Origin of the sequence: Mycolicibacterium wolinskyi (assembly GCF_002101965.1) — a bacterium.
Lineage (GTDB): Bacteria > Actinomycetota > Actinomycetes > Mycobacteriales > Mycobacteriaceae > Mycobacterium > Mycobacterium wolinskyi.
In genome coordinates this window covers 107,955-131,091 of record NZ_LQQA01000034.1, presented here as the reverse complement: position 1 = coordinate 131,091, position 23,137 = coordinate 107,955, and the positions used below count along the sequence as shown (strand labels likewise).

Below are 23,137 nucleotides of genomic sequence, written 5' to 3'. Positions count from 1 at the left end.
GCGTGGTGACGGTCTTGGCGCGGACTACTCCGGGCCATCGCTCTCGCTAGCCGAGTCCTGACTCTCGTTCTTGTCCTTCTTGTTCACGCCGAGCTTTTTCTTGACGTCCGCGCCGACCTTGTCGACAGCTTTCTTGAGATTGTCGCCGGCCTTCTTGACCGCGTCACGCACGGGCGCCTTGCGCTTCGATTCGGTGTCGGAAGTTGTTGTGCTGCCGGGCCGCTCGGGAGCACCGTCACGCACCTCCGCCAAGAACTTGCCGACACTGCGCTGCACGTTGCCCAGATGTTCCTGCGTGACCTCCGGTTCATCCGGAAGTTGCGATTCGACGGCCGTCAACACCTGGGACACCCCGTCACCGACGTCACGGCTTACGTTTCTTATCGTGGTGCCCGGCGCCGTCAAGACCTGCTCCACAGCGTCGTCCTGCTCTTCGGTGAGTTCGATGTCAAACGTCTCGACAACGTCGTTCTTCACCCGGATCAGGCTGTCGCTCAGTTCATCTCCGAAGCCAGCACCCAGCGCGGCGATGAGATCGCCCGGCAGCAGGGCCCTCTGCTCGCGGGTGAGCGTGCGGGTGCCGAACAGCGTTGGCTCGCCGAACTCGTCGAGCGTGCGGGTGTACGTACCATCCGGATTGCGCACCACGTCCGGGTAAGCGATCTTGACGAGCATGTCCAGCGCCGGTTCGAGTGCGTCGGCCAACGGTGTGTTGATGTCGGTGTTGCCCGTCGCCAGGCCGATCAATTGCGCGGGTAACCGCATGGGCGTCAAGAGCGGCAATTCATCGACCGGAAGGGTGTAGTAGACAGTGCCATCTTCGCCCACGTAGCCGCCCGCACCGAGGTTCTCGAAGTCGACGCCGGTGAGAAGGTTCGTCAGGAACACCGCGGATGCCACCGAGTTCGCCCATGCGATCGGGTTCGCTGTCGCGGGAGCGTCGGACAACAGGTCATATTGCCAGCCGATGTCGGCCTTGAGGGTTATGACGATCGGCTCCCCATCGGCATTCTCGATCACCGTCTGCAGATTGCCGAGTTGGTCGATGCTGATGTCGCCGCCGGTCAGCAGATCGCGGATCAGATCCGGGTCCACACCTACCGGCAACACATCCTGACGTTCGGGACTCACCGGATCGACGCCCGTGAGTTCTTCGTAGATCGGCGCGAATCGCGCATACAGTCCGCCGTTGGCCCGGCCCGGATTCCGCACCAGCACAAGCGACAGCACCGTGATGTCGATGACGCCGCCGGGCTGCGTCACCTCGTACTCGGGAGGTTGGCCGGGCTGCGGGTACTGCGGCGTGGGCAACGGGGTCGGAAGGTTCTGGGTGGTGACCGTGACGAGGGTGACCTGACCGTTCGGTCCGACGATGGCGATCTGGCGCGGCCCGGTCAGCGGCGCGCCGACCTCGTAAGGGTCATAACCCTCGTGTGTGGCGCCCTGAACGCTGTCGATAAATGCTCGGTAGGCCGTCCCTGCCGCGATGGCGCCGTCGCCGTATGCGATCAGATTGACGTTGGTCAGGTAGGCGGTCCAGTTGAGGATCGGGGCGAGTGCGCCTGCGTCACCGTGTTCGAGAGCGTAGGCGAGGTAGGCGAGTTGGCCCGCCGTCGGCAAGGTGCCGAGGTCACTGGGCGACACCCACTGCCCCGCGGTCTGCGTGGTCCAGAAGCCCGGTTCGACGATCCCGAAGTCGGGCACCGTGATGGTCTGCGGAATGTTGGCGACGGCAGCGAGCGCCTTGTTGGTGGCGCACTGTGCGCGGTTGGACAGGCCGCGACAACCGCCGAGGAACGACGGCAAGTTGTACGCGACGTCGTAAGCGGCGTCATAGGCCGGTTGGTAGGCGGGGTTCGGTTCGGTGTGGGAACCGGTCTGCCCCACGACCGGGAGCGTGTAGGACGGCACCCCGTCGATCCATGTCACCCAGACGGGTTGGAGATCGACTTCGCCGATGCCCCAGGCGATCAGGGGGTTGTCGTCTTTCGCCCCGACGATGGCGTTGTTGATCGCCCGCGGATCCGATGGCAACGTCGATCCGCCCACCGGCAACCAATCCGGAAACCCGATGAAGTACGTCTCACTGTTTGCGGCATTTGCGAACGCGGGGGTGAGTCCCACCGCGAGCGCACTGGCGGCGATCCCACCCATGAGACCCAGCTTCTTTGCCTTCGCTCGATCCAGGCGACGTCGGCGGGTCCGCGAAGGTTCGTGGATCGCTCGTAGTTTACGCATTTCATCGCCCCGCTCTCAGGTTTCTCTCAGGTGGCGATCGGGACGCTACTACCGCCTACATCGTTTGCCGTAAATTTTCGCCGGTGTCAAACTGCGGTATTTCAGTGGGCAAATACATGCCGCGACGCAGCTACGGATTCATTGCTACATATCGTTCGCGCCGTGCCGAATTCGCTCGACTCGCGGGCATGCCGAAAACTTGTCGCAAATGTCCGAAACCAGCCATCGCTTGGGGTTTCGCTTATCCAACGTTGCCATTGACAAATGGCATGGCCGTGCACTTCTAGCAAATGCTCCGGTGATTGCAGCGTGATTCCGGAGAGCTGTTGCCGCATATGGGAGTTAACGACACGCTGTGGCGTCATTACCGGAAAGTAATGACAGCGAAGGCCTCTCACGACCTACGGATTCCATACGGCAAATCCGCGGTGCAGCCTTCGGGCGGCCTCGTCGCTAGGCGGCATCCTTCTCCGTCTTGTCCCGTTGCTTGTCGGTCGCGTTCTTGACGGCCTTCTCGACACCTTCGGTCACGGCCTTGATCTGCTTGCGGCCGTTCTCGGCGACTTTGTTGATGCGGTCCTGCGCGTCCTGCACAGCTTTCTGCGTACGCTCGCGAGCCTTTTCGGCGGATGCCTTGGCCCGGTCACTCGCGTCCTTGACCGTCGTCTGGAGTTGCTCACGGGCGTCGTCAGCGGCATTGCTCAGGCTCTTCGGGGCGGTGGCCTCGGCATCGTCTGCATCTACCGTGGCATCCAGATTCAGCGCCTTCTTGTCCGGCGCACCGATCCCGGTATCCGTAATGCCCGGTGGCTCAAAGTTGGTCGTCGTGACCTCGGGTGCGTCGGCAGTGTCGAGCGCTCCGTTGGTGAGATTCTCCAACGCCTGTGGCAGGCCGGAGACGTCAAATCCGTTGCCGGCGTTGGGCAGCGCGTCGTCGAGGCCGAGAAGTCCGAGGACTGTGGCGATCACGTTGGGTACCGGGCCATCACGGTTGACGAGCCCGTCGGCGATGGCCTTCTGAACGCCGATCGCGAGCGCATTCACGAGGTGACCCGGCACCTGGCCCCAATCAAGATCGGGCAGTGTGCCGAAGGCGGTCGGCACGTCGGCTTCGTCGAGCGTGCGGTCGTATTCGCCGGTCGCCTCGTTGTAGTACACGTCGGTGTAGCCGAGATTCACCAGGCTTGTGAGCAAGGGGCTCAACGCCGTTCCGATTGGATTGTTGAGATTCGCACCGGTCAGCAGGTTGATGACATCGAACGCCAGATAGGTCGGTTCGAGCAGCGGCAGGCTGCGCGCCGGGATGGTGATGTAGATGTTGAGTTTCGGTCCCTTGGTGGGATCGTCTCCGGGATTGGCCAGGTAATCGGTGACGTCCTCGCCGAGCTGCTGGGCAATCTGGTCCAGCACGACGTCGGTGAGGATGCCGTCAAGGGTCTGGCCCCTGAGGATGTACGTCGGGAGCAGTCCCGCCGCAACGTTATTGGCCATGGTGAACGGGTTGGGCCAGGCCGCGAAGTCCGAGAGCGGCAGATACTCCGCCGTCGCATCGATCTTGATCGGGATGAGGTTGGCCCCGCCAAGAGTCAGGCCGAAGATCTGGATGTCGTTCAGCAATCCGTCCCCGTCGGTGCTGCTCTGGACTTGGGTGTCCGGCGTGACGGTGTCGATCCCGACCAACCGGAACAGCGGATACATCCGGGCCAGGATGCCGCCGTTGGCACGCCCGGGGTTGTCGATGAGGACCATCGGCAGCAGGGTGAAGCTACCGAGGAGCGGATCGGTGCCCGAATAGTTCTCTCCGCCAGGCTGATTCGGGAGATCGTCGACGACTTGCTGATACGCCGCCCCTGCGGCGAAGGCACCCAGTCCCATGCCGACGACGATCGGTACACGCAGGTCGACCACGCTCGGGAAGTGGTTCAGCTCGTCTTCGATCTTCTTGAGGATTTCCTTCACCAGAATGTGGTTCAACCCGCCGGTCGGCACCAACGAATTCAGTAGCTGGTCCACCTCGGCCGACGTGACCGAGAGGTACTCCGTGCCGTTGATCTCGTCGGCCACCGAGTTGGGGAACGACGGCACCCAGCCGAGGTCGACGCCGAACAACTTGAGAAGAGTGAAGATCGGCCCTGCCGTGATGACGTTGATGCCTGCGGTGTCTGGGACCTCGGCGAGGTTCAACGGGTCACTGAGGTCGAGGCCGAGAGGCTTGAGCAACTCGGTCAGTGTCGTGGTGGTGTCGAGTCCGGGCAGGCCAACTGCCGCGAGAGCGTCGTTCAGCTCGGTGAGCAGACCACCGAGAGCTAGCGCATCGAACACCGGGTCAAGATCCACCGGCACGTCCCCGAGCGCACCGGTCAGTACGCGGGCCAGCGCCTGGTTGAGGACTCCGGCCGCCAAGGTCTCCAAGTCGATGCCCAGAGCCTCGGCGGCCGCCGCGAGATCGACGTTGTTGACCAACGCCGTCATCAGCTCGTCGCCGATCGCCTGGGACAGGTCGTACACCTGGGGGCCAAGCCCGTTGGTGAGATCGTCGATCTGGTCCGGCGGCGGGAAGACGTGCACGCCGGCCTGCAGGTCGACATCTCGCTTGACCGCGGCCGCGTTCGCTTCGGGCAGCGGGGCTATTCCGGCAGTCAGGGCGGTCACCGTTGCGGTCGCTGCGCCGATAGTCGCGATCTTCTTCACACGTTGCCGACACATACGGTGTTTGACGCCCATACGAGCTGTCCTTTCGACCGATTTCTCAGGTTGTTCTCAGGCACCGTACACCGTCGTGATGGCGATCACTATGGTTGCTGAGGAAATTTTCATGCCGCGGCAATTGACCCTTGAGCAAACGAACGCCTTCGTATCATTCAGCGCGTATGAGCTGGATGATGCGTATCAACCTTGCGTTCTCCGCCATTTCAGCGATGGTCCATATCTACGCGCGCGTCAGTTGCTACGTAGAAGCGTTGCTAGAAATCTTTGACCAGCCGGCCGGCGATGGCGTCCACCTCGCGCGCATAACCCCCGCCGAACAACACCACGTGTGCGAGCAGCGGGTACAGCTGATGCAGACCGATACGGTCTCGCCAACCGTCGCGTAATCGCCGGATCGATTGATAGCCCGCAAGTATCTCGCCGATATGCGGACAACCGAACAGGTCCAGCATCGCCAGGTCTGTCTCACGATGTCCGGCGTGCGCGGCCGGGTCGATCAACACGACACCGCTCGGCGTCCACATCACGTTGCCGCTCCACAGGTCACCGTGCAGGCGGCATGGCGCGTCATCGTCGTCGAATCTCCCAGTGCTGCAGAGTTCGATCACCGCGTCGACGGCCTTGCGCGTCGCATCGCTCATCGACGGCGCGGCCAGCCGGGCCATCGGCCGCAACCGTTCCTCGGCGTAGAACTCACCCCAGGAATCGCGCCCGGCCAATGACATCGGCAACGGATGCGCCATCGGCCCGAAGAAACCTTGACCGTCGTATCCGTCGGGGCCAACGCCAAACGTTGGCGCACCCGCGTCATGGGTGACGGCGAGTCGCCGGCCGAAGTCGCGGGCGGCCTCAGCCGACGGCGCAACGGATTTCAGGCGCTGCAACCTCAACGAAGTGGCGTCGTGGGCCAACACGCGTACGCACTCGGCTCCACCATCGACAGCGAGCCAGCGCAGGCCTGCCGCCTCGGCAGCGAAGAACCCCGGCGGCGCAGCCGGATTGCGCTTGACGAACTCGTCCACTATCGCCGGCGCGGCACGCCGGCGATCTGGGCGAGCATGCGATCACGAAGCGCTGCAGGGATATTCGTCACGAACGCGACCTGGAGCTTGTTGCCCAAGCCGACGATGTAGCGGGTGCGCGGGCGACGCGCTGTCAACGCCTCCTCCACAACGGCGACCACCTTGGAGGTGGGCACCGCCATCTTCCGCGCCATCGGGATGAACTTCTTCATCCCCGCCACGTGTTGGGCGTACAGGACACGATGCTCGGTCGACATCGCCGCTTCCGTCTGGATCACCATGTCATCGGCGGTCCGCCACATGTCCGTGTCGGTCTGCGCCGGCTCGACCACCACAACGGGAACACCCCACGGCCGCAACTCGACCCGCAGCGCATCCGCGCCCGCCTCCAAGGCGAACTTCGACGCCGAGTATGCGCCGAGCATGGGCAACGACAGCTGTCCGTTCACGCTGGAGATGAACACCACCCGGCCACGCGATTCCCGAAGCTTCGGCAAAACCGCGCGGGTGACCGCGAACTGACCGATCACGTTGACGTCCAGTTGTTTACGCCAGTCCTCGGCGGTGAGCGCCTCCACCGCACCGGCCACCACGATTCCGGCATTGTTGACGACGGCATCCAACCGCTGCGGTAACACATCGGGCAGTGCCGCGATGTGGCCGGCATCGGTGACGTCGAGGATGACGGTCGAGATGCGGTCCGGGTTCACCGATGCCACCGCCGCGGCATCGGCCTCGGTACGGACGCCGGCGACCACGGTCCATCCGGACGCAGCCAGATGTTCGACGATGGCTCTGCCGATGCCACGCGCCGCGCCGGTGACGAGAACTGTAGGCATAGCCGCGAGAGTACTGCCCGATCTCCGAGTTATCCCCAACCTGTACTTCATCCACAGGCGGCCGATTTGGTGCGCGGCGGGCCGGCCGGAATAGGTAGATTCGAATACATGTTCGATGGATCGCTCGTTGAAATCGCCGAGCTGGCGGGCTTGGATGACGCCACGCTCAACGACACCGCGGCCGGGTGGGCACAGGTCGAGGCCGCCGCGGCCGCCCGCAAACTCGCCACGATGGCCGAGAGCTTCACCCGCCGCACCGACACCCCGACCGCCGAGGATCGCGAGCTGTGGTGGGTGGATCCGAGCGCCGCGGTCGGAGCCGAACTCGGTGCGTCCCAAGGAGTCAGTTCCTGGAATGCCCTGTCGCAGGCCCGGATCGGCGTGGTGGTGCGTGACCGGCTACCCGCGGTGGGCGCGTTGTTCGCTGCCGGTCTGGTCGACGAGGACTTGGTGCGCGCCATCGTCTGGTGCACCCATCTCATACAAGACACCGACGCACTCGCCCGCGTAGATGCCGACCTGGCCGCCCGAATCACCAGGTGGGGCGCGTGGTCTGACCGCGCGATCCGCAAGGCCATCGACGCGTTGGTCATTGAGCACGATCCGGGTGCGCTGCGCCGCGGCAAGGCCGCCGTGCGGGCCCGCTATATCGACTTCGGTTCGCCCGGGGACGAACCCGGGACGACAAGCATGTCCGGTCGGTTGCAGTCGCACAACGCGGAGTTGGTGGACAGCGTCATCGACGAGATGGCCAGATCGGTGTGCGCCCACGATCCCCGCACACTCGATCAACGCCGCTCGGACGCCATGGGCGCGCTGGCGGCCCGCACCGACCTGGCGTGTCTGTGCGGCCGAGACGACTGCACCGCGGGCACATCGGATCCGTCGACGAACAACGTCGTGGTGCATGTGGTGGCCGACCGGGCCACCGTCGAGGCTGCGGCCGCCACGCCGGACGAGTCAGCCGACGAGACCAGCGAGGAGATCGCGCCCCCTCCCCCGGAAGCGACAGCCGACGATGTCGCGCCCGCGTTCGTTCTGGGCGGCGGAGTCCTGCCTGCCTACGCCTTGGCCGAGATCCTGCCGTTCGCGACCGTGCGGCCGGTGATCCACCCCGGCGACGCGCCCCCTGAGCGCGGATACGTCCCCTCACGGGCATTGGCCGACTTCGTGCGCTGCCGCGATCTCACGTGTCGCTTTCCCTACTGCGACAAACCGGCGGACCGATGCGACATCGACCACACGGTGCCTCATCCGTGGGGGTGTACACATGCGTCGAACTTGAAGTGCCTGTGCCGTTTTCATCACCTGCTGAAAACGTTCTGGATTGGCGAAGGCGGCTGGAAAGACCGCCAACTGCCTGACGGCACAGTCATCTGGACCGCGCCCACCGGACACGAGTACACCACCGTGCCCGGGAGCCGCCTCCACGTTCCCGCTCTTGCTGCGCCGACCGGCACCCTGGTGTTGCCCGACTCTGTGCCGACGCAATCCGGCGACCGAAGTGTGAAGATGCCCAGACGGACCCACACCCGAGCCGAGAACACCCTGCGCGCCATCGCCGCCGAACGACGTCTCAACGACGCCTTCGTCGCCGAGTGCAATGCGCCCCCGCCGTTCTAGCGCAGCGGAAGCGCCGCGATCGCGGGCTCGATGACAGCGCGTAACCGCCTTGGCGATACGCCGTCTCGGGCCTGAACCGATAGGCCGTTCAGCACGGTTGCGAAGTAGTCACCCAATTGCTGGACGTCGGCGTCTGTGCGCAGTTCACCTGATTTCTTGGCGGCCCGGACGGCCGCGGTGATGGATTGCGCTCTCTCGTGTCTGTGCTTCTCGAGCCACTCACGAATCTCGTCGTGCCCGGGCGTGCAGTTGGTTGCCGCAGCCACGACCATGCAGCCGCGCGGATGTGGTTTGGCATAGACGTCGACAGCATCGCGCAGCATGCGACGCACGGCGTCCGCCAGGGTGGGCTCCTCGGCGAATGCCCGGTCGGCGAACCCGCCATCGGTTTGCATGTAGAGCTCGACGGCTTCGCGGAACATCTGCTCCTTGGGTCCGAATGCCGCGTACAGACGTGCGGAGGCCAATCCGGTCGCGGCCACCAGGTCGGCCATCGATACGCCCTCGAATCCGTGTCGCCAGAACAGCTCCTGCATTGTCCGCAGGGCAGCGTCGCGGTCGAATTCCCTTGGACGTCCAGCCATCACGCAGCTCTCAGAATCGGTCGATGACGACCACACCGGTTGTACCGTAGGCCGCCATCGACTCTAGTACGCCGCCCACACCGTCGAGACCGACGGTTGACGAGACGACTTTCGCAGGGTCAAGCGTGCCGGCATTGACCATCGACAACATCGAGGGGAACCGGTGTGCCGCCATCCCGAAGGCGGAGAGGAATTCCAGTTCCTTGACCATCATGACGTCGATCGGCAGCGCGATGCTGCCGCGCTCGGCGGGTGTGGTGTGGCCCAGCTGGACATGTCTGCCGCGGATACGCAACGACTCCACCGATGCCCGGCAGGAGGCCGCAATTCCGACGGCGTCGACCGACACATGCGCACCGCCACTGGTGAGTTCGCGCACGGCGCCGGCGGCGTCCTCCTTGGCGGCGTTGACCGTGTGCACAGCACCGAGTGCGCGGGCGGTTTCGAGCTTCTCATCGAAAATATCGACGGCGATCACATTCGCCCCGACTGCGGCCGCGATCTGCACCACGGCCAGTCCCATGCCGCCACCCGCCCCGTGTACGGCCACCCATTCGCCGCCGCGCGTCCTGGCCTGCTCGACGATGCCGTGAAACGCCGCCATGTACCGGCAGCCGAGGCTCGCTGCGGCCGTCGAGCTCAGCGTCTCCGGCAACTCGACCAAGTTCACGTCGGCGAACCGCACCGCGACGTACTCGGCGTAGCCGCCCCAATAGGAAACGCCAGGCACCAATTCGTCGAAGTGTTCACATACCTGCTGGTTTCCCGTTCGGCACGTCTGGCAGGTCCCGTCGCCCGGGTTCATCGGGAACGTCACTCTGGCGCCGGGCTTCCAGTTCCGGACGTCAGCGCCGACTTCGACAATCGTTCCGGCGAACTCGTGCCCGAGGACGAACGGCGCCGTGAGAACCGGTCCGCCGGACCAGAACTGGCCCGACCACAACGCCCAGTCCGTACGGCAGATGCCGTTGGCTTCGACGCGCAGGATCGCGCCGTCGGCCGGGCATACCGGATCGGGCACTTCGACCACGGCCGGCGGTGTTCCGAGTTGTTCTATGACGGATGCGCGCATCGACTGTCCTATTCTTTGTTGATCGACAAAGAATAGGATGCGGCAGTCACCGCCCAAACGCAAGCGCACCGCCGCTCTAGTGGCCGAACCTGAAGATGAGCGCGCTGATCGCCACCACAACCGCAGCCAGCGCGATCACGGGTGCGACAGTGACCCGCGACAGCGTCGCGCCGATCACCGCGCCACCGCACATCGTGGCGACCACTGCGTAGCGCAGCTTCTCCCGCTGCCCGGTACCTCCGGCCAGGCGGCTGTCGAAACCTATGCCGACGATCGTCGACGTGAGCACCGTGGTGCTGAGCTCTTGTATCCCGAACTGACGGGCCGTGGCGTTCTGGATGCCGAAGGTCAGAGCGAGTCCGGCGATCAGGAACAGTTTGGAGTTGTCGTGATACCGCAACACTCCGGTGCCGGCAAGGACCGAAAGTGCGGTCAATATAACGACTTCCACGCCGAGGGCGACCGTGAGCCAGGTCCGCACATGGCTGTCGATGTGCCTCGCCAACCTTCCGCCCAGCACAGTGCCCGCCACGAAACCGGCGAATGCGACGACGGCGGCAGTCAGGTCCACCCCCGAATGGGGCACGAACCAGAAGCCCAGGAAGATCACATTGCCGGTCATGTTCGCGACGAACACGTGACCGAGTACCAGCACGCTGATCGCATCGACGATTCCGGTGGCCAATGTCAGCAGCAGAAGCGCAGTGACAGTTAGTCGTTCGGATACCGGCGACGCGATGGCCATGCCCAGATCCTCGAGGCTAGAGCTGCGGCGACAGATCTAATTGAGTCAGCGCGGGCATCTGCGTGATGCGCCAATCTCCGCCGTCACGAACGAGAGTCAACCGATACGACAGGTACCGCAACGACGGAACGTTCTTGGTCACCGGGCTGGTCGACACCGAGTTGGTGTAGACGATCGCCGTGGCCTCCGTCGGGCTGATGCTCTCCACCGCCGTGCCGACCACCTGCGTGTTGTTGGTGATCTGGGCCTGCTTGTTGGAGGGCACGATGGAATCGATGAACTGCCGGTACTGATTGGCGAAGTCATTCGACAAGTACCGCGACGCCCGGTCGGGCAACGACTCGATGTTGTCGGGCGTGTAGGTCCACAGCGTGGTGATCGCATCGGCCGACGTCTGTGCCACTTGGAGTTTGGTGTCCACCAGGGCGCGATCGGACAGGTACGGCTGCACCATCGCCCCCGCGAATGCGCCAGCGGCGACGAACACCGCCGCCGCACCCACCGCGGCATAGGTGAGCCGCTTCCCGGCGGGGCGATGCGGGACGAGGACAGGCTCCGGTTTTTCCTCCGCGGCGGGCTCGGGCTCTTCAGGCTCCGCGGCCTCCGTCTCGGGCTCCGGCTCCGGTTCCGCCTGGGGTTCCGGCTCCACCGCGGCTGCGCGCCGCCCTTTGCCCACCGGCGTACGTTTGGGCCGTGCCTCCGGGGATGGCTCGTTGCGGTCCGTCTCCTCGGCGGGCTGCTCCGCGTTGCGTTTGCGTCCGAAACCCCAACGGCGGCGTGGCTTCTGGTCGTCGGACGTCAGATCACCTGGATCAGCTGGCTGATCTTCCACTGTTGTCCTTCCAGAATAGTCGTTGCCACCCAACGGTTTCCGCTCTCGATGTTGGTCTTCCCATCCGGCGACCGGGTGTTGATCTTGGTCGCGACCAGCACGTCAGCGCTGCCGTTGTCGTTCCAGCGTTGAATACCGGCCTCCAGGACGGTGCCTGCGGTCGGTTCGGCGCGGGCCACCTGGATGATGATCTCGTTCTGCTTCTCTTTGAACATCTTCTGGAAGTCGCCGGTGGCCTGCGTCAGGATGCGGTCCGCGTAGTCGTTGGCGTGGAACGGATCGAGCGTCGTGTAGACGGTCATGAACTCGCGCACGTAGCTCAGCGCTGCCGCGTTCTTGATCTCGGTGCGACGATCGGTCTCGTGCCGCACGAGTATGAACGTGCTGCCCGCGACGGCCGCGGCGATCAACAGTCCGGACAACATCGCGACGATCGGCAGCCCCCACCGAATGGGCGGCTTGGGCTCGACCGCGAAGTAGTCGCGTTCGTCGGGCTCGATGCGGCGGCGCGGGCTCACTGACCGCCCCCGTTCATCTGAGGCTTCTTGAGCACCGTGAGGTTGTCGACCTGCCACGCATCGCCGGTTTTGCGGAAGTCGGCCCGCACGGTCGCGGTGATGAACTTCAGGTCCTGCGGGTTGGTTCCGCGCTGGCCCTGCATCGCCAAGAGCATCGACGCTTCGGACTTGGTGGCCGAAAGCACGGCGCTGCTCACCGCCCAGTACTCGTTGGTGGTCGGGCCGGCCTTGCGGACGGCGTCCTGCTGCGCGATCACCTGGGGGCGGTAGTTGTCGGTCGCGAGGCTCTGGGCGCGCGCGAAATCCTGGTCGAACGAATCGACGCCGTAGCTCAGCAGCTGCTCGACGATCCGCGGGCCGTCGTTGGCGATCTGCTCGTGCGCTTGGCGCACCGCCTGGTCCTGGCGGTACACGGCCAGGTAGCCCACACCCGCCGCGACCACACACACGAGGGCCGCGGACACCAAAAGCACGCCGGCGCGGCGACGGGCGTCGTGCTCAGGGGTTTCGACGCGGTGCACTTCGGTGCGGGTCAGCAGATCGGCGAACGTGCGCTTGCGCTTGTCCCACAACGGCCACAGCCAACCGATGAACACCGCGGCGGTATCGAGCAGATGGGCGACATCGCGCAGCAACAGCCGGACCGAACCGGCCTTGCCGGCGTCGCGCGTCACGACCCTGATGCCGAACACCGCGCGGCCCACCGACCAGCCCTTGGTCGCGGGCCACAACACGCGGTTGGCCAGGACGGCGATCGTCACCAGGATGGCCGCGACGAAGGAGCCCCACCACAACCAGCCGTACAGCGGAGCCGCGAAGGCCAGCAACGCCAGCGTCGCGATCCCCGCCAATCCCGGAACCACGTCGATCGCGAACGCCCCGGCCCGCGACCACCACGACGCCGACGGCACGTCCGGAGTGTCGTTCACGGTTTCCACGTCGGTGGAGTCGAGCACGGCAGTCACGACGTGACCTGATCCAGTCTCGCGACCTTGTAGTTGCCGTCCTCGGCGCGCGCCATCTTCACCCGCAGCCGATAGCCCTGTTCCTCATCCGACTTCTCGGTGTTGGTCACCAGCACGCGCACCGCGACGAGCAGGTCCATCGACCCGTCGTCGTTGTGCTTCTCCACAGCGGCCCGCAGATCCGACACCTTCACCTGGACGTTGGCCGCCTGATAGGCGTCGAGCAACATCCCGCTGTACAGGCCGGCCTGCGTCTCGAAGTCACCGGTCGCACATTCGATGATCTTGGTCTGGGCCTCGATCATGGCCTGGGTGTCCGGCGCCTGAGTCGCCGTCACACAGTCCTTGGCCGCCTGCAGGGCCGCGGCCTCGTCACGCGCGATCTGCTCACTGGCCGAATGCGCGCGCAGCGCGAGGTAGCCACCGACACCTGCGGCGGCGGCCAGGACGACCAGCCCCGCGCAGATGGCCGACATCCAGCCCCGACCGAGCCGGGACGGCCGGCGCTCATCGACGGCCTCGGTGGTGTCCTCTGCGGTCTCCTCGGCTTGAGGTTCGGTGTGCTCCGGTTCCTGCTGATCGGTGAGGTTCAGCTGGCTGGCGCCAGCATCTCCTTCCATCCGTCATCTCCTGGGTTATTCGAGTTGGTGACGGAGTACTTCACACCGCCGGGACCGACCACCTCACCGCTGGATGGGCTATAGGTAGCGGTCGAGCCTGCTCCCGGAGTGTAGATGCAGGGGTTGGGTTGTTGTCCACTGCAAGTGACACTGCCGCCACGGGGCGCGGTGAGCGGATCGCTCGTCGGTCCGGAAGCCACCTCGGGAGGAGGCAGCTGGCTCGCCGGCAACGGGTTGAGCCCGTTGTTGATCGAGGGCGCCGGGATCACGCGGCCCGGGTCGACCGGCTGATCGCAGCGCGCGGCAGGAGCCGGGCAGTTCCGGATCTGGTTCGGGTCGCCGTACCACGGGTTGGTACCCAACGGCACGTACGGCTCCTCGCTGCGGCACTCCCGCGGGGTGGCTGCCCGCTTTCCGGGCACGTCGGCGCACGGATAGTTGCGGGCACCGCGTACCGCGTTGGGCGCGTCCTTCGGGATCTTGCAGTACAGGCCGTCGGGCAACGGACGCGTGGAAGTGTCTGCGGGCGAACGCCATTCGGAGGCGGGCAGGAAGCCCGTCAGGCACGGCGGCGGCGAGTTGATGCCAAGGCCGAAGTGCAGCAGACCCTCGGGCGCGAAGATCGTCGCGGTCTGTGCGATCGCGCCGCCCTGCGGCAGCACCACCAGCACCTGCTCGACGTTCTTGTTGTAGCGCTTGAGCATGTCGATGACGATCTCGAGGTTCGCCAGCGTCTGCGGCAGCGATTCCCGTACGTCACTGAACACCGCGTTGAGCTGATCGGCGGTCGGCGCGGCCTGCTGCAGACCACTGCGCAGCGCGGCGTCGTTCTGCGCGCTCTGTGCGGCGAGCGTGTTCAGGTTCGCCGCCCACTGCGAGATCGCGTCGCCCGAGTTCACCTGACTGTCGATGATCGGCCCGGAGTTCTCGATGATGTCGTTGACCGGATCGATGTTCTGCTTGAAGTCGCCCGCGATGGCCTGCGTCGAGTCGACGAGGCGTTGCAGCGACGGGCCGAGACCGCCGAAGGCCTTGGACGCCTCGTCGAGCAGCGTGCCGATCTTCTCCTTGGGCAGCACCGCGAGGCCGTGTTCGGCGGCGTCGAGCGCCGGGCCGACCTCGGCGGGCACGGTGCCCTTCGTGATGGTCTGCCCCTCGCTGAAGTACTGCTTGGGGTCGCCCTCGGAGATCAGGTCGATGAACTGCTCACCGACCGCCGACACCGAGTGCACGTTGGCGCTCGCGTCGACCGGGATCTTGTACTGGTCGTAGATCTCCATCTCGACCCGGGCGCCCCGCTCGGTGGGCTCCACCGACGTGACCTTGCCGATGGTCGTGCCGCGGTAGGTCACGTTGGCCGTCTCGTACAAGCCGGCCGAGTTCGGAAGCTCGGCGTTGAGCTTGTACATCCCGATCCCGGCCCACGTGGGCAGCCGCAGGTAGAACAACGCCAGCACCACCAGCGCGACCAGCGTCAGCGTCAGGAAGATGACGAGCTGCATCTTGATGAAGCGGGTCAGCAGCATGCCTCACTCCCCCCTTTCCACCAGCGGGCCACCGGGTGCATTGTGCGGGTTCGGCGTGAACCGCACATCCGGGATCATCGTGTTCGGGTCGCGGCCCCAGGCCTGTTCCAGCGCCCGCAGCATGCCCGAGACGCCGGTTCCGGACAGGAACGCGTTGTCGACCGAGCTCAGTGTGAGGTCCAACTTCAACGACACGTTGATGAAGTCGCCACGAATGGCTTTCGGGATGTTGTCGATGTTGAACGGCACGGTCAGGAGCAGCTTGAGCGCGCCCACCAGATACGGAGCCGCCCGGCTGAGCTGCTTGAGCGGCCGTTGCAGGTTCTGCAGGTTGGTGTGCAGATTCGCGTTGGTGTTCGACAGCGTCTCGTCGGCGGCCGCCGACAACCGGCCCAGCGCAGTCACCGCGTCGGCGAACAGATCCCGGGTCTCGGCGAAATGCTGGATCAGCGGCGGGAATTCGGTCAGCACCCGGTCCAGCGTGTCGTTGCGCTGCGACACGATGTTCAGCAACCGGTTCGTCGAGTCGATCGCGCGGTTGATCTCCTGGCGCTGCTGGTTGAGCTCGTCGGTGAACGTGTCGAGCCGGTTGAGGAATTCGCGAACCTGATCGGCACGGCCGTTGAGGATGTTGAACACCTCGGTCTGGATGACCTCGATGTTCGGGATGCCGCCACCGGTCAGGATGCCGGAGATACCCGCCAGCGTCCGCTCGATGGTCGGGTAGGCCGACGACTGGGCAAGCGGAATGGTGTCGCCGCTCTTGAGCATCTCCCGCGACGGGTCCTCGGGCGGATTGAGCTCGACGTGCTGCGAACCCAGAAGGCTGGTCTGACCGATCTTGGCCAGCGTGTTCTTGGGCAGCTCGATGCCCGGCTGAAGATCGATCGTCAGCGTGGGCACCCAGTTGATGAGCTCGATCTTGCGAACCCGGCCCACAAAGACGTCGCGCACCCGGACCCGGCTGTTGGCGTTGAGGGCCAACGTTTCCGGCATCTGCACATACAGCGTCGTCGACCCCGACTCGGTGCCGGGCCCGCCCGGCAGCGGCACGTTGGCCACGCCGCGCCACTGACCGCACGAGGTCAGCACGAGCGCCGCCGCGGCGAGCACCGCGATGCGGCGGCCGATGCGACTCACCTTTCGAATCTTCATCACGGGGCTCCTGCTTCGGCGGGCAGCGGCGGGCCGGCCGGTGCCGGGGCAGCGGGTGCGGCCGGGGCCGCGGGCGCGGACAACGGATCACCCGGGATAACTCCGGGAGCCGGGGCCGGCGGCGGGCCGGGCTGCGGATACCACGGCGGCGGCAACGGATTTCGCTCGTCGTACGCATTCGGCGGACCGGGCAGGTTGCCGCCCGGCGGCACGCCGAACGCCGGCGGGGCAGGCGGCGGCACGATGTCCGGGCCACCCATCAGCTCGGCCAGCGACTCCGGGGTCAGCATGTTCTGGGTGAACGGCTGCACCTGGACACCCTGCATGCCCGGCGCCACGATCCAGCCCGGCTCGTGGTTGCCGTGCGAGAACAACGTGTCGCGCGACCAGATACCCGGAACGGTGGTGTCCTTGTATCCCGGCGGCGGCTGCAGCCGCTTCTCGGAGTACGCGATCTGCTTGGGCAGCGTCATCGCCGTGCTGGCCAGGTTCTGGCCGAACGGCAGGTAGTTGAACTTGATCGCATCGAGGATCGGGGCCAGGTACTGCGCGCACAGCTCCGCGGAATCCTGGTAGCCCAACCGGCTTCCGGCCTGGATCGAGCTGCAGATGAACTGCAGCGGGTTCGAGAAGTTGGTCAGGCCGGGCAGAACGGGAAGGCCCACGATGCCGCCCTGGTTGGGCGCCACGATGTTGACGACGTTGGCGGCCAGGTTCGGATAGGCGTGCAGACCGGTTTCCAGGCCGTTGCGCGGTTCCGGCTGCAGGATCGCCGTGGTCGCCTGCTCGAGGTTGTTGATGTCGTGCGTGAGCACTCCACCGTTCTCGTCCAGGAACTCACGTGTGGTCTTGAGGACCCGCTCCAGATCTTGCAGCGCCGTCGCCAACTCCTGATCGGTGTTGGTGAACGAATTCGTGAACTGCGCCAGATCGTTGTTGAGCGCCACGAACTGCTGATCGCTTCGGTGCAGCGCATTGACGAACAACGCCAGGCTCTTGACCACCGCGAAGAAGTCGCCGCGGCCCTCGTTGAGCGTCGTCAACGCCTCGGACAGGCCGTTGAGCGTCCGGTTGACCTGATCGCCCTTGCCCGCGAACCCGTCCGCGAACGATTCGATGATGTCGCCGAACGGGCCCTTGGGTTGTTCGGGCGTCGGACCCAGGTCGGCGAGCAGGCGCGTGACCTGGTTGCGCAGTTCGTCGTACTCGATGGGGATCTGGGTGCGTTCGATCGGGATGACCGCGCCGTCCTCCATCACCGGTCCGCCGGTGTAGGGCGGCGACATCTGGATGACGCGCGAGGCCACCAGGCTCGGGTTGAGCACCGAAGCCGTCGCGTCCGCGGGCACCTTGTACTTGTTGTTGAAGTGGAAGACCACTTTCATCTTGTCGCCTGCGGTCTCGATCGAATCGATCGCGCCGACCTTGACGCCCATGATGAGCACCTTGTCGCCGGGATAGAGCGCGAGCACCTCGGGGAAGTACGCGGTGACCGTGGTCGTGGTCAGTCGCTTGTACAGGTTGATACCGAGGAACCCCGCCACCAACGCCGCGGCCACCAGAAGCGCGCCGACGATCACAGCTGCCCGGGAAACGCTGGGCAACTTGATGTTTCGGATGTTGAAGATCGTTGACATGACGTTCGCCTAACCCTCTTGCGACCCTGGCGGCAGGAACGGCGGATTGCCGGGAAGCGGTGGCGTACCCGCAGGCGGCAATTGCTGGCCGGGTCCTGGTGGTGGCGGCGGACCGACGATCGCCGGGGGCGGCGGTGCGATACCCGGAGTGAAGTCGGGCGGCCCGGGCTGCGGGCTCACCGGAACCGTGCGGGCTCCCGGCGGACCGGGGGCCAGCTCGACAGGTGCACCCGGCTGGTCCGGAGGCATCTGCCCGGGGATGGCAGCGCTCGGCACACCGGGCGAATGCGCGATCCCACCCGGATTCGGTGCCGACGTGGCGACATCGGGCGGACCGTAGCCACCCGGCACCGGCCCGTACGGACCCTGCGTCAGATGGGCACACGGCAGCGGGTTGCCCGGAGACGGAATGCCGTCTGCCGGTGGCGTATACGAGCACGGCGATCCCGGCGGCACCGCGGGACCCGGATGCTCAGGGGTGCCTTCCAGCGGCGTCGGGGCCGCGGGCGGCGCACCGTTCTCGAAGCGCTCGCCGTTCGGATCCGGGAAGCGGAAGGCCGGCAGGCCCGCGTTGCGCCAGAACTCTTCCGGGTCGATGCCACGCTTCTTGAACGCCGCGTCGACGAACGGCTGCAGGATCGTCGGCGGGATCAGGTTCACCAGCATGACCTTGAAGTACGGACCGGACGCGAGCGCCTCGGCCAGCGAGGTGATGAACTTGCCCGCGATCGTCAGGGTGTCGGCCAGATCCTGTTTACGTTCGACGAGGATGTCGCTGACGGTGCGCAACTGCTCCAAAACGTGGTTCAGGTTCGGGTTGTCATTGATGAGGCCCTCAACCTGATTCGACACAGACGACACACGCTCGAGGAGCATGCTCACGGCCTGACCGCGTTCGTTGACCGCCGCAAGTAGGGTCTGCGCGTTCACCAGCAGCTGGTTGACCTGCGTGCTGCGGTCGCCGAGCACCGTGGCGATCTTGTTCGCGTTGGCCAGCAGCTTCTTGACGTCGTCATCGCGCTTGCCGATGGTCTCGGAGAACTTTGCGACCCCGTCCAGTGCGGCACTCAGGTGCGGCGAGGTCTGATCGACGGTCTCGGACAACACATTCAGCGACTGCTTGACCGACTGGGTGTCCCAGCCCTGCGAGGCGCGCGTGACGTCGAGGAACGCGTCGTAGATCTGGTACGGCGTCGTCGTCTGCCCCAGCGGCAGCATGCCGCGCGGCTTCAGCGTCTCGTCGCCACGCGGCTGGATCTCGATGTTCTTGCGGCCCAGGATCGTATCGGTACGGATCGCGGCGCGGCTGTCGGTGCCGATCGTGCGGCCGCCCAGCGTAAAGCCGATCTCGACCTTGTCGCCGTTGATGTCCATGCTCCGCACGGTGCCGACGTCCATACCGGCGATGCGCACCTTGTCACCGATGTTCAGCCCGCCGGTGTCGGCGAACTGCCCGTAGTAGGTCGGCACCGCGAACAGCATCGGCACGCTGGTCAGCGTCGAGCCGACGCCGATGATGAGCGCGACGATCACGACGCCCATCAGGCCCTTACGGAACCGGTCGGAACCCTGAAGTGTCCTCATTTCGGCGTGCACCTACCCGACGGCTGCGACGTGACCCTGACGGTTCGGACCGGACCGCCCGGCTGCAACCCGTTGAGCTTCAACGTCAGGTCACAGGCGTAGAAATTGAAGAAGTCACCGTAGATTCCACCGGCACGACCGATGATCTTCAACGCCGCGGGAATCTGCACCAGGATGTCGTTGACCTCCTGCCGCTGGTCGACCAGCGGCTTCTGGATGACGTCGAGGTAGCCCACGGTGTCCTTGAGCAACGGCCGGTTGTCCGACAGCAGATCGGCCAGCGAGCCCGCCGCGTTGCTGATGTTGGCCACCGAAGCGCCGATCGGGTCGGCCCGGTCCTTCAGGCCGGTGATCAGCGTTTCGAAGTTCACCAGGGTCTCGTCGAATTGCTTCTGGTGCTTGACCGTCGTGTCGAGCACCGTGTTGAGGTTCTTGATGACCTCGCCGATCGCCTGGTCACGCTCGGCGATGGACTCGGTCAGCTGGGCCGTCTGGTCCAGGATGTCGTTGATGGTGCCGCCCTGGCCCTGGAAGATCGTGATGATCGACTTGGCGATCGTGTTGACCTTCTCGGGATCCAGCGACCGGAACAGCGGCCGGAATCCACCGACGAGGGCGTCGAGATCCAGTGCGGGCTCGGTGCGCTCGAGCGGAATCGTGCTGCCCGGCGGGATGATCTTGTTGCTCTCACCGCGCTTAAGTTCCAGGTAGCGGTTGCCGATCAGGTCCTGGTAGCGAATCGCGGCAGTGGTCTGGTCGAACAGGTGTCAGAACAGCCGTGCAACGCCGCCGCGGAGTGCGCCGTGAGCAGCTCTCCGACGAGGTGGCCGCGCATCTGCGGGCCGAGATCATGACCGGCGTGCTGCGGCCGGGCACCTTCATCCGGCTCGACGAGACGGCCGCCGCGCTCGGGGTCAGCATCACCCCGGTGCGGGAGGCGCTGCGGACGTTGCGCGGCGAGGGCATGGTGCAGCTCGAGCCGCACCGCGGCCACGTCGTCGTACCGCTCAGCCGCACCGACGTCGAAGACATCTTCTGGCTGCAGGCGACAATTGCGCGCGAGTTGGCCGCGACGACCACCGAGCGCATCACCGACGCCGAGATCGACGAACTCGAACGGCTCAACGCCGAACTCGCGGCCGCGGTCGACCGGCACGATCCCGAGGAGATCTCGGCCGCGGAGTTCGCCTTCCACCGCGCGTTCAACCGCGCGAGCGGCCGCATCAAACTGGCGTGGTTCCTACTGCACGTCGCGCGTTACCTGCCCGCGCTCATCTATTCGACCGATCCCCGGTGGGGACACGAGGCCGTCGAGAGCCACCGGCGGCTGATCGACGCGCTGCGCAGGCGCGACACCCGCACGGCCGTCGAACTCAACGGCGGGCAGTTCACCGACGGCGCCCAGCGGTTGATCGCACGTCTCGACGAGATCGGGATGTGGGACTAGGGGCGCGTCAGCCGGCCAACTGCTGAACCCGGGCGATCAGGCTGTTGGCCAGATGGTCCAGGGTGTCGCCGATGGCCTTTTTCACCATCGGTCCGGGAATCGCGAGCTTGGTCTCGACCTCCAGGTCGACCGTCAGCAGGGACGTGGCGCCGATGGGAACCACCGAGAACTTCTGTTCCTGCTTTTTGAAGTGGTCGCCCTGCTGCAGCATCGTGAAGATCTGGTTCTCGCCCGGGTAGTACACCGCGGTGATGAAGACGCCCGACTGGCCCTGGATCTCGACGTCCAACCGGAGCTGGCTGGGCCTGCCGTCGTCGTAGCGGGCCAGGATCCAGCAGCCCTTGATCTCGGGGTTCCACTGCGGATAGGCCTCGAAGTCGGCGACGATCGACATGATCTTCTCGGCCGGGGCCTCGATCTCGACGGTTTTACTCACGAGCGGCATCGGCAGAGCATATCGACTGCAGCAGCGCGCGGATCGCGTCGGGAATCGGCACCGGCCTGCGGGAGGTCCGGTCGACGTACACGTGCACCCAGTGCCCGACCGCGGCGACCGGCCCGTCGGGTTCGAACAACCCCAATTGATAGGTGACGCTGCTGTTGCCCAATCGGGCCACCGACAGCCCTACGACCAATGGGTCGGGGAACTTCAGCTCGGCGAAGTAGCGGCAGCCCGACTCGGCGACGACGCCGAGCCACGGCGCGTTGACCGGATCGATGTCGCAGTTGGTGTTGATCCACCCGTTGATCGCCGTATCGAACAACTCGTAGTAGACGGCGTTGTTGAGGTGGCCGAACATGTCGTTGTCGGTCCACCGGGTCAGCACCGGCCAGTGCAGCGGGAAATCGCCAGGAGTGAGTTCGGTACCCGTCATGGCTGAAGTCTTGCAGTCGGGGCAGGCTGGTCCTCATGAAGATCCGTGGAGCCGTCCTCGAGGCCATCGGCCTGCCCCGCCCCTATGCCGAATCCCGGCCGCTGAGCGTGGGCGAACTCGACCTGGCCGAGCCCGGCCCGGGCGAACTGCTGGTCCGCATCGAAGCGGCCGGGCTGTGCCACTCCGACCTGTCGGTCGTCGACGGCAACCGGGTGCGGCCCGTCCCGATGCTGCTCGGTCATGAGGCGGCCGGGATTGTCGAAGCCGGTGACCTGCCGGAGGGTCAGCGCGTCGTGATGACGTTCCTTCCGCGGTGCGGTCACTGTCCGGCCTGCGCGACCGACGGGCTGACCCCGTGCGGCCCGGGCTCGGTCGCGAACGGCGCGGGCACGTTGATGGAAGGCGATATTCGGCTGAGCCGCAACGGTGAACGGGTGTTTCACCACTTGGGAGTCTCGGGGTTCGCGACCCACGCGGTCGTCGACCGGCGCTCGGTGGTGCCCGTTCCCGCCGATGTTCCCGCGGTGGTGGCGTCACTGTTGGGCTGCGCGGTGCTGACGGGCGGAGGTGCGGTTCTCAACGTCGGCAAGCCGCGGCCCGGCCAGACCGTGGCGATCGTGGGTCTGGGCGGTGTCGGAATGGCGGCGGCCCTGACCGCGCTCGCGCACGATGACGTGCGGGTGATCGGCGTGGACCAGTTGTCGGACAAGTTGGCGCGGGCGCGCGAACTCGGCGTGCACGAGGCCTACACACCCGAGCAGGCCGCCGACCTCAAGGCCGAGGTGGTGATCGAGGCGGCGGGCCATCCGGCCGCGCTGGAGACCGCGATCGCCCTCACCGGTCCGGGTGGGCGCACCATCACGGTCGGCCTGCCCCGGCCGGATGCCCGAATCTCGGTATCGCCGTTGGGCTTTGTCGCCGAGGGCCGGTCCCTGATCGGTAGCTACCTCGGCTCGGCGGTGCCGGCGCGCGACATTCCCCGCTTTGTCGAGTTGTGGCGGGCGGGCCGGCTGCCGGTGGAATCCCTGGTGTCGTCGTCGATCTCGCTCGACGACATCAACGCGGGCATGGACGAGCTTGCCGACGGCCGGGCGGTGCGCCAGATCATCGATTTCGACTGACCCTTGTTCAACTTGTATGACAAGT

20 protein-coding genes and 1 pseudogene are annotated in these 23,137 nt (G+C 65.7%); 3 read left to right on the top strand and 18 right to left on the bottom strand.

Annotated features, from left to right (window positions below; all coding sequences use genetic code 11):
* Positions 1-24: 24 nt before the first annotated feature.
* The 4 genes from AWC31_RS34680 to AWC31_RS34665 form a co-directional block, all read right to left on the bottom strand.
* The gene (locus AWC31_RS34680; protein WP_165766106.1) at positions 25-2,154 is read right to left on the bottom strand and encodes a PE-PPE domain-containing protein; all 2,130 of its coding nucleotides are present in this window, start codon (positions 2,152-2,154) and stop codon (positions 25-27) included.
* Between the two features lie 537 nt (positions 2,155-2,691).
* Positions 2,692-4,929: an AAA family ATPase gene (locus AWC31_RS34675; RefSeq protein WP_133060243.1), complete on the bottom strand. Its 2,238-nt coding sequence runs from the start codon at positions 4,927-4,929 to the stop codon at positions 2,692-2,694.
* Between the two features lie 272 nt (positions 4,930-5,201).
* Positions 5,202-5,969 (bottom strand): fructosamine kinase family protein, encoded by a 768-nt coding sequence (locus AWC31_RS34670; protein ID WP_085150157.1) that lies wholly within the window; start codon positions 5,967-5,969, stop codon positions 5,202-5,204.
* Positions 5,969-6,808: an SDR family NAD(P)-dependent oxidoreductase gene (locus tag AWC31_RS34665; protein ID WP_085150155.1), complete on the bottom strand. Its 840-nt coding sequence runs from the start codon at positions 6,806-6,808 to the stop codon at positions 5,969-5,971. Before AWC31_RS34665 ends, AWC31_RS34670 begins: the two co-directional genes overlap by 1 nt.
* Positions 6,809-6,916: 108 nt before the next feature.
* On the opposite strand from AWC31_RS34665, the gene AWC31_RS34660 reads away from it, so the two are divergent.
* Positions 6,917-8,431, top strand: coding sequence for an HNH endonuclease signature motif containing protein (locus AWC31_RS34660; protein ID WP_085150152.1), 1,515 nt, complete (start codon positions 6,917-6,919; stop codon positions 8,429-8,431).
* Here the strand turns inward: AWC31_RS34660 and AWC31_RS34655 are convergent.
* From AWC31_RS34655 to AWC31_RS34600, 12 genes and pseudogenes are all read right to left on the bottom strand, one after another.
* Positions 8,428-8,967, bottom strand: coding sequence for a TetR/AcrR family transcriptional regulator (locus AWC31_RS34655; protein WP_207626491.1), 540 nt, complete (start codon positions 8,965-8,967; stop codon positions 8,428-8,430). The two genes, AWC31_RS34660 and AWC31_RS34655, sit on opposite strands and share 4 nt — an antisense overlap.
* A gap of 58 nt (positions 8,968-9,025) precedes the next feature.
* The gene (locus tag AWC31_RS34650) at positions 9,026-10,087 is read right to left on the bottom strand and encodes an alcohol dehydrogenase catalytic domain-containing protein (protein ID WP_085150149.1); all 1,062 of its coding nucleotides are present in this window, start codon (positions 10,085-10,087) and stop codon (positions 9,026-9,028) included.
* 76 nt (positions 10,088-10,163) lie between these two features.
* On the bottom strand, positions 10,164-10,832 hold the full coding sequence (locus tag AWC31_RS34645; RefSeq protein ID WP_085150147.1) for a YoaK family protein: 669 nt from the start codon (positions 10,830-10,832) through the stop codon (positions 10,164-10,166).
* A 16-nt stretch (positions 10,833-10,848) separates the two neighbouring features.
* On the bottom strand, positions 10,849-11,664 hold the full coding sequence (locus AWC31_RS34640) for a mammalian cell entry protein (RefSeq protein ID WP_085150302.1): 816 nt from the start codon (positions 11,662-11,664) through the stop codon (positions 10,849-10,851).
* Positions 11,631-12,182 (bottom strand): Rv1363c family protein, encoded by a 552-nt coding sequence (locus AWC31_RS34635; RefSeq protein WP_085150145.1) that lies wholly within the window; start codon positions 12,180-12,182, stop codon positions 11,631-11,633. Before AWC31_RS34635 ends, AWC31_RS34640 begins: the two co-directional genes overlap by 34 nt.
* Positions 12,179-13,147, bottom strand: a complete 969-nt coding sequence (locus tag AWC31_RS34630) for an RDD family protein (protein ID WP_085150144.1) — start codon at positions 13,145-13,147, stop codon at positions 12,179-12,181. The genes AWC31_RS34635 and AWC31_RS34630 overlap by 4 nt, the downstream gene beginning before the upstream one ends.
* Positions 13,144-13,767: an Rv1363c family protein gene (locus AWC31_RS34625; RefSeq protein ID WP_085150143.1), complete on the bottom strand. Its 624-nt coding sequence runs from the start codon at positions 13,765-13,767 to the stop codon at positions 13,144-13,146. Before AWC31_RS34625 ends, AWC31_RS34630 begins: the two co-directional genes overlap by 4 nt.
* Positions 13,737-15,293 (bottom strand): MCE family protein, encoded by a 1,557-nt coding sequence (locus AWC31_RS34620; RefSeq protein ID WP_085150142.1) that lies wholly within the window; start codon positions 15,291-15,293, stop codon positions 13,737-13,739. The genes AWC31_RS34625 and AWC31_RS34620 overlap by 31 nt, the downstream gene beginning before the upstream one ends.
* A 3-nt stretch (positions 15,294-15,296) precedes the next feature.
* Complete coding sequence (locus AWC31_RS34615; RefSeq protein ID WP_067848802.1) at positions 15,297-16,448, bottom strand: virulence factor Mce family protein; 1,152 nt, start codon at positions 16,446-16,448, stop codon at positions 15,297-15,299.
* Positions 16,448-18,085, bottom strand: a complete 1,638-nt coding sequence (locus tag AWC31_RS34610; protein ID WP_067848805.1) for a virulence factor Mce family protein — start codon at positions 18,083-18,085, stop codon at positions 16,448-16,450. The genes AWC31_RS34615 and AWC31_RS34610 overlap by 1 nt, the downstream gene beginning before the upstream one ends.
* A gap of 9 nt (positions 18,086-18,094) precedes the next feature.
* Complete coding sequence (locus AWC31_RS34605) at positions 18,095-19,669, bottom strand: virulence factor Mce family protein (RefSeq protein WP_085150300.1); 1,575 nt, start codon at positions 19,667-19,669, stop codon at positions 18,095-18,097.
* Positions 19,666-20,433 (bottom strand): annotated as a pseudogene (locus AWC31_RS34600) (MCE family protein); the annotation flags it as partial. The pseudogene AWC31_RS34600 and the gene AWC31_RS34605, both read right to left, overlap by 4 nt.
* Before the next feature lie 14 nt (positions 20,434-20,447).
* Between AWC31_RS34600 and AWC31_RS34595 the strand changes: the two are divergent.
* Positions 20,448-21,116 (top strand): GntR family transcriptional regulator, encoded by a 669-nt coding sequence (locus AWC31_RS34595; protein WP_085150141.1) that lies wholly within the window; start codon positions 20,448-20,450, stop codon positions 21,114-21,116.
* Positions 21,117-21,123: 7 nt separating this feature from the next.
* Here AWC31_RS34595 and AWC31_RS34590 read toward each other — a convergent pair whose 3' ends face one another.
* Positions 21,124-21,561, bottom strand: a complete 438-nt coding sequence (locus tag AWC31_RS34590; RefSeq protein ID WP_085150140.1) for an SRPBCC family protein — start codon at positions 21,559-21,561, stop codon at positions 21,124-21,126.
* Positions 21,545-21,991, bottom strand: coding sequence for an acyl-CoA thioesterase (locus AWC31_RS34585; RefSeq protein WP_085150298.1), 447 nt, complete (start codon positions 21,989-21,991; stop codon positions 21,545-21,547). Before AWC31_RS34585 ends, AWC31_RS34590 begins: the two co-directional genes overlap by 17 nt.
* 35 nt (positions 21,992-22,026) lie before the next feature.
* On the opposite strand from AWC31_RS34585, the gene AWC31_RS34580 reads away from it, so the two are divergent.
* Positions 22,027-23,112: an alcohol dehydrogenase catalytic domain-containing protein gene (locus AWC31_RS34580; RefSeq protein WP_085150139.1), complete on the top strand. Its 1,086-nt coding sequence runs from the start codon at positions 22,027-22,029 to the stop codon at positions 23,110-23,112.
* The last annotated feature ends 25 nt before the right edge of the window (positions 23,113-23,137 follow it).